Source organism: Pseudoduganella sp. UC29_106 (assembly GCF_044055365.1).
In the GTDB taxonomy this organism is placed as follows: Bacteria; Pseudomonadota; Gammaproteobacteria; order Burkholderiales; family Burkholderiaceae_D; genus Rugamonas.
The window spans coordinates 4,121,501-4,138,500 of sequence record NZ_CP171977.1 but is presented as its reverse complement, the minus strand read 5'-3'; the positions used below and the strand labels follow the sequence as shown (position 1 = coordinate 4,138,500).

At 64.5% G+C, this 17,000-nt stretch carries 14 protein-coding genes and 3 pseudogenes; 11 read left to right on the top strand and 6 right to left on the bottom strand.

The window, feature by feature from the left end; all coding sequences use genetic code 11:
• Positions 1-2 precede the first annotated feature (2 nt).
• The 6 genes from ACHMW6_RS20760 to ACHMW6_RS20735 all read right to left on the bottom strand — a co-directional run bounded on the left by ACHMW6_RS20760 (position 3) and on the right by ACHMW6_RS20735 (position 5,329).
• Positions 3-1,286: a dicarboxylate/amino acid:cation symporter gene (locus ACHMW6_RS20760; protein WP_395399499.1), complete on the bottom strand. Its 1,284-nt coding sequence runs from the start codon at positions 1,284-1,286 to the stop codon at positions 3-5.
• Positions 1,287-1,435: 149 nt separating this feature from the next.
• Positions 1,436-1,780 (bottom strand): cupin domain-containing protein, encoded by a 345-nt coding sequence (locus ACHMW6_RS20755; RefSeq protein WP_395399497.1) that lies wholly within the window; start codon positions 1,778-1,780, stop codon positions 1,436-1,438.
• On the bottom strand, positions 1,777-2,766 hold the full coding sequence (locus tag ACHMW6_RS20750; RefSeq protein ID WP_395399495.1) for a zinc-binding alcohol dehydrogenase family protein: 990 nt from the start codon (positions 2,764-2,766) through the stop codon (positions 1,777-1,779). The genes ACHMW6_RS20755 and ACHMW6_RS20750 overlap by 4 nt, the downstream gene beginning before the upstream one ends.
• Before the next feature lie 20 nt (positions 2,767-2,786).
• On the bottom strand, positions 2,787-3,662 hold the full coding sequence (locus tag ACHMW6_RS20745; protein WP_395399493.1) for a 3-keto-5-aminohexanoate cleavage protein: 876 nt from the start codon (positions 3,660-3,662) through the stop codon (positions 2,787-2,789).
• Positions 3,659-4,429, bottom strand: coding sequence for an SDR family NAD(P)-dependent oxidoreductase (locus ACHMW6_RS20740; protein WP_395399491.1), 771 nt, complete (start codon positions 4,427-4,429; stop codon positions 3,659-3,661). The genes ACHMW6_RS20745 and ACHMW6_RS20740 overlap by 4 nt, the downstream gene beginning before the upstream one ends.
• Before the next feature lie 9 nt (positions 4,430-4,438).
• A complete protein-coding gene (locus ACHMW6_RS20735) occupies positions 4,439-5,329 on the bottom strand; it encodes a dioxygenase (RefSeq protein WP_395399489.1) in 891 nt (296 codons plus the stop codon).
• A gap of 183 nt (positions 5,330-5,512) precedes the next feature.
• On the opposite strand from ACHMW6_RS20735, the gene ACHMW6_RS20730 reads away from it, so the two are divergent.
• The 11 genes and pseudogenes from ACHMW6_RS20730 to ACHMW6_RS20680 all read left to right on the top strand — a co-directional run bounded on the left by ACHMW6_RS20730 (position 5,513) and on the right by ACHMW6_RS20680 (position 16,999).
• The gene (locus ACHMW6_RS20730) at positions 5,513-6,589 is read left to right on the top strand and encodes a LacI family DNA-binding transcriptional regulator (protein WP_395399487.1); all 1,077 of its coding nucleotides are present in this window, start codon (positions 5,513-5,515) and stop codon (positions 6,587-6,589) included.
• Positions 6,590-6,679: 90 nt separating this feature from the next.
• Positions 6,680-8,345: pseudogene (locus ACHMW6_RS20725) on the top strand (methyl-accepting chemotaxis protein).
• Positions 8,346-8,476: 131 nt separating this feature from the next.
• Positions 8,477-10,297, top strand: a complete 1,821-nt coding sequence (locus ACHMW6_RS20720; RefSeq protein ID WP_395399485.1) for a phosphoethanolamine transferase — start codon at positions 8,477-8,479, stop codon at positions 10,295-10,297.
• Between the two features lie 125 nt (positions 10,298-10,422).
• Complete coding sequence (locus ACHMW6_RS20715) at positions 10,423-11,049, top strand: dienelactone hydrolase family protein (protein WP_395399484.1); 627 nt, start codon at positions 10,423-10,425, stop codon at positions 11,047-11,049.
• 179 nt (positions 11,050-11,228) lie between these two features.
• Positions 11,229-11,789 (top strand): annotated as a pseudogene (locus ACHMW6_RS20710) (CHAD domain-containing protein); the annotation flags it as partial.
• Between the two features lie 327 nt (positions 11,790-12,116).
• A complete protein-coding gene (locus ACHMW6_RS20705) occupies positions 12,117-13,088 on the top strand; it encodes an alpha/beta fold hydrolase (protein WP_395408674.1) in 972 nt (323 codons plus the stop codon).
• 11 nt (positions 13,089-13,099) lie between these two features.
• A complete protein-coding gene (locus tag ACHMW6_RS20700) occupies positions 13,100-13,753 on the top strand; it encodes a hydrolase (RefSeq protein ID WP_395399482.1) in 654 nt (217 codons plus the stop codon).
• A 21-nt stretch (positions 13,754-13,774) separates the two neighbouring features.
• Positions 13,775-14,068: a XapX domain-containing protein gene (locus tag ACHMW6_RS20695; RefSeq protein WP_395399480.1), complete on the top strand. Its 294-nt coding sequence runs from the start codon at positions 13,775-13,777 to the stop codon at positions 14,066-14,068.
• The gene (locus tag ACHMW6_RS20690; RefSeq protein WP_395399478.1) at positions 14,046-15,938 is read left to right on the top strand and encodes an amidohydrolase; all 1,893 of its coding nucleotides are present in this window, start codon (positions 14,046-14,048) and stop codon (positions 15,936-15,938) included. Before ACHMW6_RS20695 ends, ACHMW6_RS20690 begins: the two co-directional genes overlap by 23 nt.
• Complete coding sequence (locus tag ACHMW6_RS20685) at positions 15,920-16,309, top strand: DoxX family protein (RefSeq protein WP_395399476.1); 390 nt, start codon at positions 15,920-15,922, stop codon at positions 16,307-16,309. Before ACHMW6_RS20690 ends, ACHMW6_RS20685 begins: the two co-directional genes overlap by 19 nt.
• Positions 16,302-16,999 (top strand): annotated as a pseudogene (locus ACHMW6_RS20680) (YoaK family protein). Before ACHMW6_RS20685 ends, ACHMW6_RS20680 begins: the two are co-directional and overlap by 8 nt.
• Position 17,000 lies beyond the last annotated feature (1 nt).

The following is a 17,000-nucleotide window of genomic DNA, read 5'->3' as shown; positions in this document are numbered from 1 at the left end:
TTTTATCGAATTACAGACAGCTTGTCGCGATTCAGTTCGCCTTCCCAGCGCGCCATCACCACCGTGGCGACGCCGTTGCCAATCATGTTCACCAGGGCGCGCGCTTCGCTCATGAAGCGGTCGATGCCGAGGATCAGGGCCATGCCCGCCACCGGCACGGACGGCACCACGGCCAGCGTTCCCACCAGCGCGATAAACGAAGCACCCTGCACGCCGCTGGCGCCCTTGGACGTCAGCATGGCCACGCCGAAGATGGCAAACTGCTGCGCCAGCGACAGGTCGGTATTGGTCGCCTGCGCCACGAACAGGGCCGCCATCGTCATATAGATGCTGGTGCCGTCCGTGTTGAAGGTGTAGCCGGTTGGGACGATCAGGCCTACCAGCGGCTTGGAGCAGCCCAGCTTCTCCAGCTTGGACATCAGGGTCGGCAACGCCGTATCCGACGAACTGGTTCCCAGCACCAGGAAGATCTCCTCCCTGATATAGGCAAGGAATTTTACAATGCTGAATCCAGACAGGCGCGCGATGACACCCAGCACCAGGAACACGAACAGGAAGGACGTGAGGTAGAACGTGCCGATCAGCTTTACCAACGGGCCAAGCGAGACCACGCCGTACTTGCCGACCGTGAAGGCCATGGCGCCAAATGCGCCGATCGGGGCGAAGCGCATGATGAAGTTGATGACGCCGAAGATGGCTTGCGAGCCCGTTTCGATCAGCGAAGTAATCGGCTTGGCGCGCTCGCCCAGGGCGGACAGCGCAAAACCGAACAGCAGGGAGATCAACAGCACCTGCAGCACGTCGCCCTTGGTGAAGGCGTCCGCCACGGTTGTGGGGACGATGTTCAGCAGGAATTCGCTGGTGGTCAGGGTCTTGGCCTTGCCGACGTATTCGCTGATTGCCTTGCCGTCCAGCGTTGCCGGGTTGACGTTGAAGCCGTCGCCGGGGCGAATCCAGTTACCGACCGCCATGCCGATGAACAGGGCCAGCGTGGAGACGATCTCGAAGTAGAGCAGGGCCTTGCAGCCGATGCGGCCGACCTTGCGGATGTCCTGCATGCCGGCGATGCCGTGCACCACCGTGCAGAAGACGATGGGGCCGATCAGCATCTTGATCATCTTGATGAAGCCGTCGCCGAAGGGCTTCATGTCGATGGCCAGCTTGGCATTGTAGTGGCCGAGCAGGATGCCGATCGCGATGGCGATCAGGACCTGGATGTACAGGATTTTGTAGAAGGGCTTGCGCGGCGGGGCGGCCGCGGTGACCGATGCGTCGGTGGTTATCATGGTGCTTCTCCTCCAAAGAAACGTTAGTGGTGTGCACGGCGGATCAATGATCCGCCCTACGCGTCGTGGTTAATTGACGGCAGGTTGCGTTGCGTCGATGCTGGCGTAGGGCGGATCATTGATCCGCCGTGTGTGCGCTGCGTTACTGGCTATTTTTGTGTTGCATACGGCATCGCGAGCAAAACGGTGGCTGGCTGGTTGCTTTTGTTTTTCAGCGCCCGCTTCTCATTCGGCGCGAGCCGGCACGAGTCGTATTTGTGCAGCGTGTGTTCCCCTCCTTCAGTAATGATGGTTACCTCCCCCTCCAGCACGACGTAGAACTTTTCGACGCCGGACCCGTCGAGGGTGGTACCGCCGCCGGGCAGCAGGTGGGACATGCCCAGCCACAGCGTGTCCGACGGCCCCGCCTCATGGCCCTGCAGCCGCAGGCAGCGCATGTCCTCGTGATTCGGCGGGAAATAGGCTTGCGCCTCCGCGAAACGGGTGACGTTCATTCGGACAGCGCCGGCTGCAGCACCACACGCTCGCGCGCTCCGCCCAGCACGGCGCGGTAACCCTTGGCAGCGTCGGACAGCTGGAAGATCGTTTCCTGTGGCACGGGGAAGGGCTTCAGCGTGCCGTCCTCGAAGCCCGGCTTGAGCTGGTCCAGGATGCGTGCGCAGGCCAGCGAATCCAGCGCCAGGGTGTCGATGCCGACATAGGTATGCTGGCCGCGGTAGAAGGCGAAGATGTCGAAGGGCACGGCGCGGTCGATGGTCGAGATGAAGATCTGGCGGCCGCCGATAGCCAGCGCATTGTTGGCCGCTTCGAAGTAAGGGCTGCCGACGGTGTTGTAGACGATGTCCGCACCGTGGCCATTGGTCTGCGCGCGCACGTAGGCCGCGATATCGGTATGCTCGGCCGCGATCATGTCCACCTGACCGTTCACGTGGCCGATATAAGGCTCTGCGCCGCGTTCGACAGCAACCACGCGGGCGCCGGCGCGGCTGGCCAGCTGCACGGTGGCCTGGCCGACCTTGCCGTTGCCGCCCATGACCAGCACCACGTCGCCCTTTTGCGGCAGGCCGGCGCGGCGCAGGCCTTCGTAGGCCGTGATGAAAGGCACGCCGACAGCGCCCGCTTCCAGCAGGGAGATATTCTTCGGCTTGATGCGCACGGCCTCGGCGTCCAGCACCAGGTAGCGCGCGTGGGTGCCGTCGCGGCGGATACCGAGTTCGCCGCCGCTGCCCCAGACTTCCTGGCCGACCAGTGCTTCCGGGCCGTCGATGACGATGCCCGCATAATCGCGACCCGGCGTGCGCGGCCACACGGCGTGCGGCATGGCGCCCAGGGCGGCCTTCACGTCGCTCGGATTGATGCCGGCGCTGTGCACTTCAATCACGCACTGGCCAGGCTGCGCCTTCGGGCGCGCAGTGTTCAGCAGTACAGGTTCGAGCAGGTCGATATGTGGTGCTTTTTCGTTGACGCGGATGGTGTTCATTACTGCTCCTTGGTGATAAATCAGAATTGTTTGAGGCCGAGCATGTCGCGCGCTTCCTGCGGCGAGGCGATGGCGCCGCCCAGCGATTCGACGATGAGGCGCGCGCGGCTGACCAGTTCGGCGTTGTCCTTTGCCAGCTGGCCTTTGGAGATGAAGAGGTTGTCCTCGAAGCCGACGCGCACATGGCCGCCCAGCAGCCAGGCCTGGGCCACCATGGGGAAGGCCTGGCGGCCGATGCCGAAGCCCGTCCACTGCGCGCCTTGCGGCAGCTGGCTGGCGGCGTAGGCCATGGTGGCGGGTGTGGCGGAGAAGCCATATTTCACGCCCAGCACAAAGCTGAACAGGCCCGGACCTTCCAGCACGCCTTCCTTGATCAGGTCATGCGCCATATTCAGGTCGCCCGAATCGAAGATCTCGATTTCCGGCTTCACGCCGGCATCGCGGATCACCTTTGCCATGCGCGCCACGTTGGCGGGCGTATTGATCACCACATCTGACCCGGAATTCATGGTGTTCAGGTCCAGCGTGGCGATATCCGGGCGCAGGGCCGCGATATGCTCGACGCGGCGCTCCGGCAGCATCAAGGTGCTGCCCGACGCGGCCACTTGCGGGTTGTCCGCGCTGGGGATGAAGCGGCCGCCGGGTCCCGTGGTCAGGTTGATGATCAGGTGGCGGTTGCGCGAGCGGATGCGTTCCATCACTTCCGCGTAAAGCCCTAGTTCCATCGAGGGCATCCCGGTCTGCGGATCGCGCACGTGGATGTGCACGGCCGCGGCGCCGGCGTCCGCCGCGTCGAGGCAGGCTTTCGCGATCTGTTCGGGCGTGATCGGCAGGTCCGGATGCATGCCCGGCTTGACGATATTGCCGGTGATGGCGCAGGTGATGATGGTGCTCATGGCCTGGCTCCCAGGTGGCGGCCGCCATCGACCTGGATCACGCTGCCGGTGGTGAAGAGCAGGGTGGTGGCGCAGGCTTCCACGGCAGCGGCGATATCGTCCGGCAGGCCCACGCGCTGCAGCGGCGTGGTGGCGGCCTGCTTGTCGTTGAAGTTCGCGTCGCGGCCGGGGACAAAGGGGCTGTCCACCACGCCGGGCGACACATTGATCATGCGGATCTGCGGCGAGAGAGCGCGCGCCAGGGACGTGCACATAGCGTCCAGGCCAGCCTTGGCGCCCACATAGGCCACGTTGCTGCCGATGCCCGTGGTGCCGGCGATAGAGGAAAGATTCACCACCAGCCCCTTGCCGCTTTCGTTCAGCATCGGTGCGAAGGCGCGGATGGTGGAGAACACGCCGCGCCAGTTGGCGACAAAGATTTCGTCGATGATTTCATCGGTCAGCGCTTCCAGGTCGTGGTGCGGAATGGCGCGCGTCATGCCGGCCGAGTTGACGAGGATGTCGCAGCGGCCGTAGCGCTCGCGGACGATGGCTGCCGCATCGCGCAGGCTGGCGCCGACGCCGGTATCGGCCTGCACGCCGGCATGGCCCTGGCCGGGCAGGGCGTCAGCCTTCTCCTGCAGCGCGGCGACGTTCTCGCGGCCGAGCAGCGCGACCTGGGCGCCGAGGCGGGCGAAGCGCTGCGCGCTGGCGTAGCCGATGGCGCCTGCACCGCCGGCGATGACGGCCACCTGGCCTTCAAGCGGGCCATGGATCTTGTCGTTCATGGGAATTCCTTATTTGATCGGTGGTTCGGGGAAGCAGCACACGCCGCGCTCGAGCACGAAGTCGTACTGCAGGGTGTAGTGGGGTTCATTGCTGCCGGGCGCCGGCTGGTGCGGCTCGAACCGGCCCACCAGGCGTTTGGTGACGCCGAAGACCACGTCGCTGTGCAGGTGCTCGGCATCGTCGGCGAAGACCTGGGTAATCAGGGTCTTGAAGCCTTCGTGCGACACCATGAAATGCACGTGGGCGGGGCGCATGCAGTGGCGGTTCTGGGCGCGCAGCAGCACGCCGGTCGGGCCGTGGGTCGGCACCGGATAGCCGGCCGGGCGCACGGTGCGGAAGTGGTAGCGGCCCTCGGCATCGGTGGTGAACTGGCCGCGCAGGTTCATTTCGGGCTGGTGCTCGTCCTGGTTCTCGTACATGCCGACGGGCGAGGCTTGCCACACATCGACCTTGGCGCCGGCGACCGGCTTGCCGTCAATATCGCGCACCTGGCCGGAGACCAGCATCGTCGGCCCCGGCAAATCGCAGCGCGCGATATCGTCGCCGTTCCGGCAGACCGGCGAATTGGCGCGCCAGAAGGGGCCGAGTAGGGCTGCTGCGGTCTGGCCTTCCTGTTCCGGGTTGTTGCGCAGGGCGACCAGGGTCGAGATGCCCAGCACGTCCGCCGCCAGGATCACTTCGTTGTGGCAGTCGTTGGTGGCCTGGCCGATGTCGACCAGGAAGCGCACCGCGCGCTCGAATTCGGCCTCGGTCAGGTGCACGTCGCGGATGAAGGCATGCATGTGCTGCACGAAGCTGGCCATCACCTGGCGCAGGCGCGGGTCCGTGGTTTGCGCCATCGCCGCGATGGCGATGGGGGTGATCGACGCTTCCCCGTCGATGAGATGGTTGGTGCTCATGTGTCTCCTCTTTGCATTCTTCCTGCAATCTTTATGCGATCGTTCGCATAAATCTAGATTAGCATTTCTACAGGTTGAGTCAACACAGTATTTTTACCGTTCGTCGAAAAACGTTGTTTATTGGTGCGATCGTTCGCATGTGCGACAATTGGCAATATTGCAGGTACACAAGAGAGAATGCGCATGGAGCAGAAGAAGATGACGCTGAAGGGCCTGGCCCAGATTCTCGGCGTCCATCCCTCGACGGTCGGCCGGGTCATGGACCCGGACACACGCCACATGGTCGGCGAGGCCGTGGCCCAGCGCGTGCTGAAGGAGGCGGCCAAGCATGGCTACCGACCGAACAAGATCGCCGCCGCCCTGCGCACGCGCCGCTCCAATGTCGTTGGCGTGATTCTGCCGGACATCACCAACCCCGTGTTCCCGCCCATCGTGCTGGGCATCGAGGATGAACTGCGCAAGCACGGCTACGTGGCCCTCGTGACCAATGCCGGCGAAGACCCGGCGCAGCAGCGCTTCGTGGTGGACCAGCTGCTGGCGCGCCAGTGCGATGCGCTGATCCTGGCCACGGCCACACGCGACGATCCCGTGGTGTCGCACTGCCTGGAAGCGGGCATCTCGGTGGTGACGGTGAACCGCGGCGAAGATGCTGGCCGCGTCTCCAGCGTGGTGAATGACGAGATGGCCGGCATGCGCATGGCCGTCGATTACCTGTTCAACCTGGGCCACCGCCGCATCGTGCACCTGGTCGGCCCGCAGAATCTCTCCACCGGCCACCTGCGCCGCGAAGGCTACGTGCGGGCCATGGAAGCGCAGGGCGTGAAGCGCGAGGACCTGTGGATGGTCGATTGCAGCGCCTACTCGCGCGACGCAGGCAAGGCCGCCTGCGACGAGGCGCTGGCGCGCTATCCGAAAGCTACCGCCATCCTGGCCGGCAACGACCTGCTGGCACTGGGCTGCTACGACAGCCTGCGCGCGGCCGGCAAGCGCTGCCCGGAAGACGTGTCGGTCATCGGCCACAACGACATGCCCTTCGTGGACATGGTCAATCCGCCACTGACCACCATCCGCATCTCCCACCATGCCATGGGCGTGCAGGCCGCCCAGCTGATTTTGCAGCGCCTGAACCAGTCCGCCGGCACGGACATGGAAATCCGCATGAAACCGGAACTCGTGGGTCCGCGCCTCCACCGCCGCCGCAACTGTCTGATTCGCGTCGTCCTTCGCGGCAAGATACGTTACTTTTTTTGCAAACTGTGAGAAACTATTGCTGCATTGCGGCAAGCAACTTGCGCTTGCAAAAATCATCAACAATACTTGTACATCCGGCGTCCAAAAAAGACCAAAACCATGACTATCACGAAGCGATTAACCCTGACCCTGGCGGTCGCCTTGCTCGCCCTGATTTTTGTCGGCGCGAACGGCATCTGGCAGATTTCTGCTGCGCAGCAGCGCTTGACACTCGTGCAGTCGCGCCTCATTCCCAGCATCGCCGGCCTGAATGAAGCGAAAGGCGCGCTGGCCGACAGCCGCCTGGCCGGCTACCGCCTGTCCGTCTTCTCCAACCTGCCGGACAAGACGGCGCTGGACAAAGCCTATAACGACGCCCACGCCAAGTTCGACCAGATCATCGCGTCCTACGAAAAAGAGCGTCTCTACGACGAGACCGACCGCAAGATGCTGGAGCAGGACAAGGCCAATATGGCGACCTACCGCCAGGCCCTGATTCCTTTCCTGGCCGGTTCGCACGCCGGCGACATGGATGCCGTGCGCGCCACGCTGCAGCCGGGCACGCCGCTGGCTGTCGGCGCGGCGGGCGTGAAGAAAGGCCTGGACGACCACATCGCCTATAACAACAAGCTGATCGAACAGGTGCGCACCGAAAGCGATGCGGCCTACAAGTCCGCCCAGACCACGCTGATTGTCGTGATCGTGCTGGCCGTGCTGGTGACGGCGGCCCTGGGCTACCAGCTGTTCCGCATCATCAGCGGCAGCCTGACTACAATCCGCGGCACGCTGGAAGACGTGAGCGAGTCGCTGGACCTGACCCACCAGGTGCCGGTGCAGCGCATGGACGAAATCGGCCACACGGCCGTGGCCTTCAACAAGCTGCTGGCGCAGATCGCCGGCGTGGTGGGCACGGCGCGTGCATCCGCCGATGCGGTGAGCTCGGCTTCGCACCAGATCGCGGCCGGCACGGGCGACCTGTCCTCGCGCACTTCGCAGCAGGCGGCCTCGCTGGAGGAAACCGCGTCCTCAATGGAAGAACTGACTTCCACGGTGAGCCAGAACTCGGACAACGCCCGCCAGGCCAACCAGCTGGCGCAGTCGGCATCCGAAGTGGCAGTGCAGGGCGGCTCGGTGGTGGAGCAGGTGATCGTGACGATGGACTCGATCAATGAATCCTCGCGCAAGATCGTGGACATCATTTCCGTCATCGACGGCATCGCTTTCCAGACCAATATCCTGGCGCTGAATGCCGCCGTGGAAGCGGCGCGCGCCGGTGAGCAGGGCCGCGGCTTCGCCGTGGTGGCGACCGAGGTGCGCAACCTGGCGCAGCGCTCCGCCGCCGCGGCCAAGGAAATCAAGGTGCTGATCGGCGACTCGGTGGACAAGGTCGAATCGGGCACGAAGCTGGTGCAGCAGGCCGGTTCCACCATGAGCGACGTGGTGGCCAGCATAAAGCAGGTCACGGACATCGTGGCCGAGATCAGCGCCGCCACCACCGAGCAGAATGCGGGCATCGCCCAGGTGCACCAGGCCATCACGCAGATGGACCAGGTGACGCAGCAGAACGCGGCCCTGGTCGAGGAAAACGGCTGCCGCTTCCGAAGCGATGCGCGAGCAGGCGGCTGGCTTGTCCCAGGCGGTAAGCGCGTTCAAGATCGGCAATATTGCCCCGTCGGCAGCGCCGGCACGGGCGCCAGCGCGGCCGGCCGTGAAGCGGTCTACAGCCGTCGCGGTGCGGCCACCGCAAGTTAAAAAAGGTGGCGAACGCACCACGTTCCGAGAGTGAATGGGAAGAGTTCTGATCTCAGCTGCGCTGCAGCATTGATACTTTACGCGGCGCATCAGATAACGGGTTAGAATTGCGAACCCAAAAGTCACCCACGAGGCTGACTTTTTGCCCATTACGCAATCTGATCCATGTTGCATCTTCGTTGGACCCTCTCGTCCTGGCTGGACAAGCTCACTACGCCGATGGCGCAGTCGCTGGCGCGCACCACCCTGGTGGCGGCCGCGCTGTGCCTGTTCGCACTAACCGGCATGGCCGACCTCAAGGCGCTGGCGAAATCACTCTTTTTTATTCTGCTGGCAAACACCGGCCTGGTGGCGTTGCTGGCGATGGCGGGCGGGCGCAAGCTGGCCTCGCGCTTTGCGTTGGCGGCTAATGCGGCCATCGTCATCCACTCCTGTATCGAAGGCTTCCTCTATTTTCAGTACGGGCTGACCTTCAAGGACTCCGTGGTAGCGGACGCGCTGGGCGCGACCAACACGGACGAAGTCCTCGAATTCTTCGTGCATTACTGGCCTTCGATGGCCATGGTGAGCGCGTTCGGGCTCACCGCGCTTGCGCTGCTGGCGTGGCTGGAAAAGCGTCTGCCTGAAACTGCGCCGTCCGATGCATGGGCGCGCGCCACCAGTGGCAGCATTGCGCTGCTGTTCATCGCGCTGCACTTCAATCCGACGATGCGCGCCGAGAACCCGTTCTTCTATTGGCCGCGCTATTACACGACGTATCACGACTCGGTCGCCCAGCTGGAGGCGATGCGCGTGCAGATGGCGGGCCAGCAGGATACCGAAGATCTTACTTACTCTGGTCCCGAGAAGCATACGGTGGTGCTGGTGGTGGGCGAGAGCGTGAACCGCGCCAACCTGTCGCTGTATGGCTACCAGCGCAAGACCACGCCGCATCTCGATGCGCAGCGCAAGGACTTGCTGGTGTTCGGCGATGTGGTGTCGTCAGACGCGGCGACCATCCAGTCCGTGGTGAAGATGCTGACGCCGGCCACGCTGAATAATCCCCGGTTCAATCCCTCCAAGCCCACGGTGCTCACGCAGGCACGCCAGGCCGGCTACGAAGTGCACTGGATCTCGAACCAGCAGCGCAACGATGGGCCGATCCAGATGCTGGCCGAGCAGGCCGATCACGCGGTGTTCATCAACCAGCGCACGGGGCGCAACGCGACCAGCCTGGATGAAGGGCTGATTCCGCATCTGAAGAATGTGCTGCATCGTCCCGCGCCGAAGAAATTCATCGTCGTCCACCTGATGGGCGCGCACCTGCACTACGACCTGCGCTACCCGAAGCGCTTCGCCAAGTTCAAGGATGCGGACGATCGCGTGCATGCGTCGATGAAGCAGGCGTCACGGCCGTTCTGGATCCGCAATGCGCGCAATGAGTACGACAACGCGATCCTGTACGGCGACCACGTGCTGAATGCGCTGCTCAGCAACCTGCAGCGGTCCGTTGGGCCTGAGCCGGCCACTTTCCTCTACGTTTCGGATCACGGCCAGGAGGTGGGGCACAGCCGCAATTTCTCCGGCCACTCGGCCACGGACGCCAGCGGCTACGAAATCCCGCTGATCATGTGGACCAACCGCGAAGACAAGGTGACCGCCGCCGCGCGCGACTCGCTGGAAGCGCGTCCCTACCAGGCGGACGTGCTCGACCACACCATCGTCGGCCTGCTCGACATCCGCACCGCCTCCTACCAGCCCGACCGCGACCTGCTGAGCGCCGACTTCAGGCCCCCCGTCCGCACCCTGAACGGCCGCAGCTACACCCCCCACCGCGCCCCCTCACCGCCAACCTCGCCTGCCCCGCCTGCACCCCCGAATAACCGTGGGGTCAGATCCGACATTCGGACACGAACTTGGCCGTATGGCCAAATGCAGCAAATAATTGCGGCAAATATGCCGAATCGGGGCAGATTTCGCGCGAGATGGGCAAGCTCGACAGCTTGAGCTGCAGACGACTCTCCCTCTGAACCCCGGCCATTGCTCAGATCGTGTCCGAATGTCGGATCTGACCCCATGGTGGCGCCGGGTGGGCGGGGGGGGGTAGACTGAGGGTGAGGAGAGGGGGCGACATGCAGCGGCTGGTGTCGGTTAAGCTCAGCGCAGGCTTGGTTGAGGGCATGCTGGAGGTGCCGGATGGCGCCAGCAGGGTCGTGCTGTTTGCGCACGGCAGCGGCAGCGGCCGCTTCAGCTCGCGCAACAATTATGTGGCCGGCGAGCTGCGCAAGGCGGGCATCGGCACGCTGCTGATGGATTTGCTGACGCCTGCCGAGGAAGCCGACTATCCCGTTCGCTTCGATATACCGCTGCTGACCGACCGCCTGGGACTGGCCTGCGATCTGCTGCGAACGGAACCGGCGACACTGTCCCTGCCCATCGGCCTGTTCGGCGCCAGCACCGGCGCCGCAGCCGCACTGCAACTGGCGGCGCTGCGGCTGGGCGATATCGCAGCCCTTGTGTCGCGCGGCGGCAGGCCGGACCTGGCCGGCGCGGCGGCGCTGGCAAAAGTCACGGCGCCAACCCTGCTCATCGTTGGCGGCAACGACCACGAAGTGATCACGCTCAACCAGCAAGCCTTCTCCGCCCTGCAGTGCGAGAAACGCATCGATATCATCCCCGGCGCCACCCATCTGTTCGAAGAGATGGGCACGCTTGAGCAAGTGGCTCTTCTGGCACAGCAGTGGTTCAGCAATCACTAGCATTGAATTCCACGGGCGTATCATTGCCCAACGGAGGAATGCACAGTGAAAAGACCAGTCCATGCCCGGCCCCTTGAGCTGCAGGACGATATGACGGTCGAACAGGCCGCCCACGCCATCCTGCTTAATTGCCTCAACCAGATCGAAGGTAACCGCGAACAAGTCGCGGGCGGGCATTCGCCGAATCAGTGCACCAGATGCGCGTCGGCCTGCGCCGATTTCGCTCGGCGCTCGACCTTTTCGAGGATGTGATACGGCCCGGTTCCCGCCTCAGCCGCGAGATCGAGTGGCTGGGCAATGAATTGGGGCCGGCGCGCGACTGGGATGTGCTGGGCACGCATCTTCCGCAGAATGACGAACTGCGTCCATTGCGCAAAGCGGTGCGCTCGCATGCGCGGCAGATGCGCAGCGCGGCGGGCAGCGCGGTGTCGTCCAAGCGTTTCGAGACGCTGCTGCATTCGCTCCACCATTTCATCGAGACCGCCGCCTGGCGCAAAGCCGCCAGCGATATCCAGGTCAAGGGACTGGCCCGTGCGGCGCCGAAGTTCGCGGACAATGCGCTGAAACAGGCGCGCAAGCGGGTCGAAAAGCGCGGTGGCAAGCTGCAGAACGGTACGCCCCGTTCGCGCCACCGCCTGCGCATTGCGATGAAGAAGCTACGGTATGCGACCGAGTTCTTTGCTTGCCTGGAGAAGCGCAAGCGCGTGCGACGGGCGCTGCAAGGAATGTCGGCGCTGCAGGATGAGCTGGGTGGATCAATGACGTGGCCGTGGCGGATGGGCTGCTGCAGCATTTTCATCGGACCGATCCGCAGCTGGATCAGCAGGCGGGGTTTGCGCGGGGGTATCTGGCGGCGGAGCTGGAGGGGCGGGTGCGGCAACTTGAGCGAACCTGGAAGAGGACGTCGTCGGCCGCGTTGGCGCATTAGCCGGCAGGCTGCCGGCAATAGTTGTTTCTGCGGCGCCTACCTCGTTCGGGGGAGGCGGCGTGTGCCCAAATCGGGGATTCGCGGCCGACTCCATGCTCCTATGATGACTGGGCATCTCACCCCACTTCAGGAGCAATACATGGAAGAACAAAACAAGACGGCCATCCCGAACACGCGCCGCCGCAAAGTCCTGCTGGGCGCCGCTACCGTGGCTGCCGTTGCCGGCGTCGCGGTGGAAGCGGCAGCCGCACAGAAGCCCGCACCATCGAAGTCCGCCGTCGGCGCAACGCTCACCACGCGCGACGGCGTGGAAATCTATTACAAGGACTGGGGCCCGCGCAACGGCCAGCCCATCGTCTTCAGCCACGGCTGGCCACTGAGCTCGGACAGCTGGGAATCGCAGATGATCTTCCTGGCGTCCAAGGGCTACCGCTGCATCGCCCATGACCGCCGCGGCCACGGCCGCTCCAGCCAGCCGTGGGACGGCAACGATATGGACCACTACGCCGACGACCTGGCCGCCGTGATCAATCACCTGGACCTGAAGAAGGCCGTGCTGATCGGCTTCTCGACCGGCGGCGGCGAAGTGGCGCGCTACATCGGCCGTCACGGCACCAGCCGCGTGGCCAAGGCGGGCCTGATTTCCGCCGTGCCGCCGCTGATGGTGCAAACCCCGAACAATCCCGGCGGCCTGCCGAAGAAAGTGTTCGACGATATCCGCGCCGCCGCGCTGGCCGACCGCTCCCAGCTCTACCTGAACATCGCCAGCGGCCCGTTCTTCGGCTTCAACCGCCCGGGCGCCAAGCTGTCGCAAGGCCTGGTCAACAGCTGGTGGATGCAGGGCATGATGGGCGGCCACAAGAACACCTATGATTCCATCGCCGCATTCTCGGAAACCGACTTCACCGAAGACCTCAAGAAAATCAATGTGCCGACACTGATCGTGCACGGCGACGATGACCAGATCGTTCCCATCGACGCATCCGGCCGTGCATCGGCCAAACTGGTGAAGAACTCGAAGCTGATCGTGTATCCAGGCGCGCCGCACGGCCTGACCGATACGCACAAGGATAAACTCAACGAAGACCTGCTGGCCTTCATCCAAGCCTGAAAGGAGCAATCATGACTGTGAACGCAACCCCAACCCCCGGCAAACTGCTGCTGACCCCAAAGGACCACACGCTGATCCTGATCGACCACCAGTCGCAGATGGCTTTCGCCACCCACTCGATCGACGCGACCACGCTGCGCACCAATGCGGCGCTGGTGGCGCACGCCGCTGCGGGCTTCGGCGTATCGACCATCCTGACCACCGTGGCGGAGAAGAGCTTCTCCGGCCCGATCTTCGATGAGATCAAGGACGCCTTCCCGAAAGCGGAAATCACCGACCGCACTTCGATGAACACCTGGGAAGATGCGAACGTGATCGCCCGCGTGAACGCGATCGGCAAGAAGCGCCTGGTGTTCGGCGGCCTGTGGACTTCGGTCTGCATCGTTGGCCCGACCCTGTCCGCGCTGGACCAGGGCTTTGAAGTGTATGTGATCGCCGACGCCTGCGGCGACGTGTCCACCGAAGCCCACGAGCGCGCGATGGAGCGCATGATCCAGGCCGGCGTGCGTCCTATGACCTCGCTGCAGTACATGCTGGAACTGCAGCGCGACTGGGCCCGCACCGAGACCTATGAAATGACCACCGGCATCGCCAAGAAATACGGCGGCGCCTACGGCCTTGGCATCATCTACGCCAAGTCCATGTTCAACGCCCACGAGGGCTAAGGGCCAGCCGGGGAGGGTATCATGAAGATGTATATCGTATCGCTGGCCGCCGGCGTCCTGGTGGGCCTGATCTACGGCTTTCTCAACGTGCGCTCCCCGGCGCCGCCCATCGTTGCGCTGGTCGGCCTGCTGGGGATCCTGGCAGGAGAGCAGCTGCCGCCGCTGATCCGTCAGCTGTGGCAGCCCGGCCAGACGCAAACGTCGTGGCTGGATAAGCAGGTCAAGCCGCACTGCTTCGGCGAGCTGCCGCATGGCCCCGACTGCAACAAATCATTAAACGGAGTCGCAGCAAATGAGCAAACATCAAAGTCCTGACCTGATCCTGCACAACGGCCAGTTCACCACGCTGGACCGCGCCAATCCGCGCGCCGCGGCCGTGGCCATCCAGGATGGCCGCTTCACCGCTGTCGGCAGCAATGAGGAAGTGATGGCGCTGGCGGGACCGGCCACCCGCAAGATCGACCTGGGCGGCCGTTCCGTGCTGCCAGGCCTGATCGACAATCACCTGCACATCATCCGCGGCGGCCTGAATTTCAACCTCGAACTGCGCTGGGATGGCGTCACCTCGCTGGCCGACGCGATGGCCATGCTGAAGGCGCAAGTGGCGGTCACGCCGGCGCCGCAGTGGGTGCGCATCGTGGGCGGCTTCACCGAGCACCAGTTTGCCGAGAAGCGCCTGCCGACGCTGGAAGAGATCAATGCGGTGGCGCCGGATACCCCGGTGTTCATCCTGCACCTGTACGACCGTGCCCTGCTGAATGGCGCCGCGCTGCGCGCCGTCGGCTACACCAAGGACACACCCGAGCCGCCCGGCGGCCAGATCCTGCGCGACGGCCAGGGCAACCCCACCGGCCTGCTGCTGGCCAAGCCGAATGCGGCGATCCTGTATTCCACCTTGGCGAAAGGCCCGAAGCTGCCGCCGGAATACCAGGCCAATTCCACCCGCCACTTCATGCGCGAACTGAATCGCCTCGGCGTGACGGGCGCCATCGACGCGGGCGGCGGCAACCAGAATTATCCCGAGGATTACCAGATCATCGATCAGCTGGCGCGCGACAAGCAGCTGACCATCCGCCTGGCCTACAACTTGTTCACGCAAAAGCCCAAGCAGGAGAAGGAAGACTTCCTGAACTGGACCCAGGCCGTGAAGTACCAGCAGGGCGACGACTATTTCCGCCACAATGGCGCCGGCGAGATGCTGACCTTCAGCGCCGCCGACTTCGAGGACTTCCGCCAGCCTCGCCCGGATATGCCGGCGAATATGGAAGACGACCTGGAAGGCGTGGTGCGCATCCTGGCCCAGAACCGCTGGCCGTGGCGCATGCACGCGACCTATGACGAGACCATCAGCCGCGCGCTGGACGTTTTCGAGAAGGTCAACAAGGATATTCCGCTGACGGGCCTGAACTGGTTCTTCGACCACGCCGAAACCATTTCGCAGCGTTCCATCGACCGCGTAGCGGCGCTGGGTGGCGGCGTGGCCGTGCAGCACCGCATGGCTTACCAGGGCGAGTACTTCGTCGAGCGCTATGGCGCAGCTGCGGCCGAAGCCACGCCGCCGGTGAAGAAACTGCTGGAATCGGGCGTGCGCACTTCGGCCGGCACGGATGCGACCCGCGTCGCTTCCTACAATCCATGGGTGTCGCTGTCCTGGCTCGTCACCGGCAAGACGGTTGGCGGCGCCCAGCTCTACCCGCGTGCGAACTGCCTGGACCGCGACCAGGCGCTGCGCATGTGGACCGAGAACGTCACCTGGTTCTCCAACGAGGAGGGCAACAAGGGCCGTATCGCGGCCGGCCAGCTGGCCGACGTGATCGTGCCTGACCGGGACTTCTTCAATTGCCCGGAATCCGATATCGCCGACACCACGTCGCTGTTCACGATGGTGGGCGGCAAGGTGGTGTACGCGGCGGGACCATTCAGCGATTACGATCAGGCGCCGCCACCAGCGATGCCTGACTGGTCGCCCGTCCGACAGTACGGCGGCTACGCAGCCTGGGGCAAGCGCAAGTCCGCCGGCGGCGCCGCTGCCGCCGCCAATGCCGCTGCGGCAGCCTGCGCCTGCGCCCACTCCTGCAATGTGCACGGCCACCGTCACGCCACGGCCTGGGCCAGCAAGATTCCGGTCGCCGACCTGAAGGACTTCTGGGGCGCGCTGGGTTGTGCATGCTGGGCGGTCTGGTAACGGTGCGTCTGTTTTTGCTGATGCTCTGCGCTGCCTATATCCAGGGCAGCGTGGAGAAGCTGCTGGATTTCCATGGCGCGGTGGCCGAGATGCAGCACTTCGGCCTGCCGCTGCCGGCGCCGATGGCCGCCGCCGTCATCGCCTTCGAGCTGGCGGCGTCGGCGATGGTGGTCTCCGGCTGGAAGCGCTGGCTGGGCGCGAGCGCGCTGGCCGTGTTCACCGTCATGGCCACCTTCCTGGCAAACCGCTTCTGGGAGCTGGGCGGCCACGAGCGCATGATGAGTGAAAACGGCTTCTTCGAACATATCGGGCTGGCCGGCGCATTTCTGCTGGTCGCCTGGCAGGACTGGAAAGGAGGGCAGCATGGCTGAACCGCGCCCATTGCAGGCAACGTCCCTCGGCTTCATCGCCGGCTATGTGGACACACTGGGCTTCATCGGCCTGGCGGGGCTGTTCACGGCCCACGTGACGGGCAACTTCGTGATGATAGGCCGCACCCTGGTCGATCCTTCGCAGGACCTGCTGATGAAGCTTCTGGTCTTCCCCGTCTTCATTCTCTCCGTGATGGTCACGCGCCTGCTGGTGCTGGGCTGGCAGCAGGGCGGCAAGCCTGCGCTGCGCAATGCGATGCTGCTGCAACTGGCGCTGCTGCTTGGCTGCATGGCGCTTGGGCTGGCGGCGGGTCCGGTCAGCGCTTTCAATAACCCGGAGATCGTCGCCGCGGGCATGCTGGGCGCGGCGGGCATGGCGGTACAGAATGCCTACGGCAGCTGCTGCAGGGGAAGGAGGACGCCACCACCGTCATGACTGGCAATGTGACGATGATGTCCATCGCCCTGATCGACGCGATGCGCGGTGATGCCGAGGCGAAGTCGCGGGCGCGCCGCCTGGCGTGGCCGATCTGCGGTTTCGGCATCGGCGCCCTGGCCGGCGCGGCAGCCTGGCTGATGGCCGGCTTCCTCGGCCTGCTGCCGGTTGCGCTGGTGCTGGTGGCTCTCGCATGGCAGGCGGGCCGCGACGCAGCGTCCGCCGCTGCAGCCGCGCCGCAAAAGGCGGGGTAGG

What these genes read in the sequence shown, in the direction of transcription:
- ACHMW6_RS20750 (WP_395399495.1), bottom strand. Translation starts at nt 2,766, where the DNA reads ATGAACACCATCCGCGTCAACGAAAAAGCACCACATATCGACCTGCTC.
- ACHMW6_RS20730 (WP_395399487.1), top strand. Translation starts at nt 5,513, where the DNA reads ATGGAGCAGAAGAAGATGACGCTGAAGGGCCTGGCCCAGATTCTCGGC.
- ACHMW6_RS20700 (WP_395399482.1), top strand. Translation starts at nt 13,100, where the DNA reads ATGACTGTGAACGCAACCCCAACCCCCGGCAAACTGCTGCTGACCCCA.
- ACHMW6_RS20720 (WP_395399485.1), top strand. Translation starts at nt 8,477, where the DNA reads ATGTTGCATCTTCGTTGGACCCTCTCGTCCTGGCTGGACAAGCTCACT.
- ACHMW6_RS20735 (WP_395399489.1), bottom strand. Translation starts at nt 5,329, where the DNA reads ATGAGCACCAACCATCTCATCGACGGGGAAGCGTCGATCACCCCCATC.
- ACHMW6_RS20705 (WP_395408674.1), top strand. Translation starts at nt 12,117, where the DNA reads ATGGAAGAACAAAACAAGACGGCCATCCCGAACACGCGCCGCCGCAAA.
- ACHMW6_RS20695 (WP_395399480.1), top strand. Translation starts at nt 13,775, where the DNA reads ATGAAGATGTATATCGTATCGCTGGCCGCCGGCGTCCTGGTGGGCCTG.
- ACHMW6_RS20745 (WP_395399493.1), bottom strand. Translation starts at nt 3,662, where the DNA reads ATGAGCACCATCATCACCTGCGCCATCACCGGCAATATCGTCAAGCCG.
- ACHMW6_RS20690 (WP_395399478.1), top strand. Translation starts at nt 14,046, where the DNA reads ATGAGCAAACATCAAAGTCCTGACCTGATCCTGCACAACGGCCAGTTC.
- ACHMW6_RS20760 (WP_395399499.1), bottom strand. Translation starts at nt 1,286, where the DNA reads ATGATAACCACCGACGCATCGGTCACCGCGGCCGCCCCGCCGCGCAAG.
- ACHMW6_RS20715 (WP_395399484.1), top strand. Translation starts at nt 10,423, where the DNA reads ATGCAGCGGCTGGTGTCGGTTAAGCTCAGCGCAGGCTTGGTTGAGGGC.
- ACHMW6_RS20755 (WP_395399497.1), bottom strand. Translation starts at nt 1,780, where the DNA reads ATGAACGTCACCCGTTTCGCGGAGGCGCAAGCCTATTTCCCGCCGAAT.
- ACHMW6_RS20685 (WP_395399476.1), top strand. Translation starts at nt 15,920, where the DNA reads ATGCTGGGCGGTCTGGTAACGGTGCGTCTGTTTTTGCTGATGCTCTGC.
- ACHMW6_RS20740 (WP_395399491.1), bottom strand. Translation starts at nt 4,429, where the DNA reads ATGAACGACAAGATCCATGGCCCGCTTGAAGGCCAGGTGGCCGTCATC.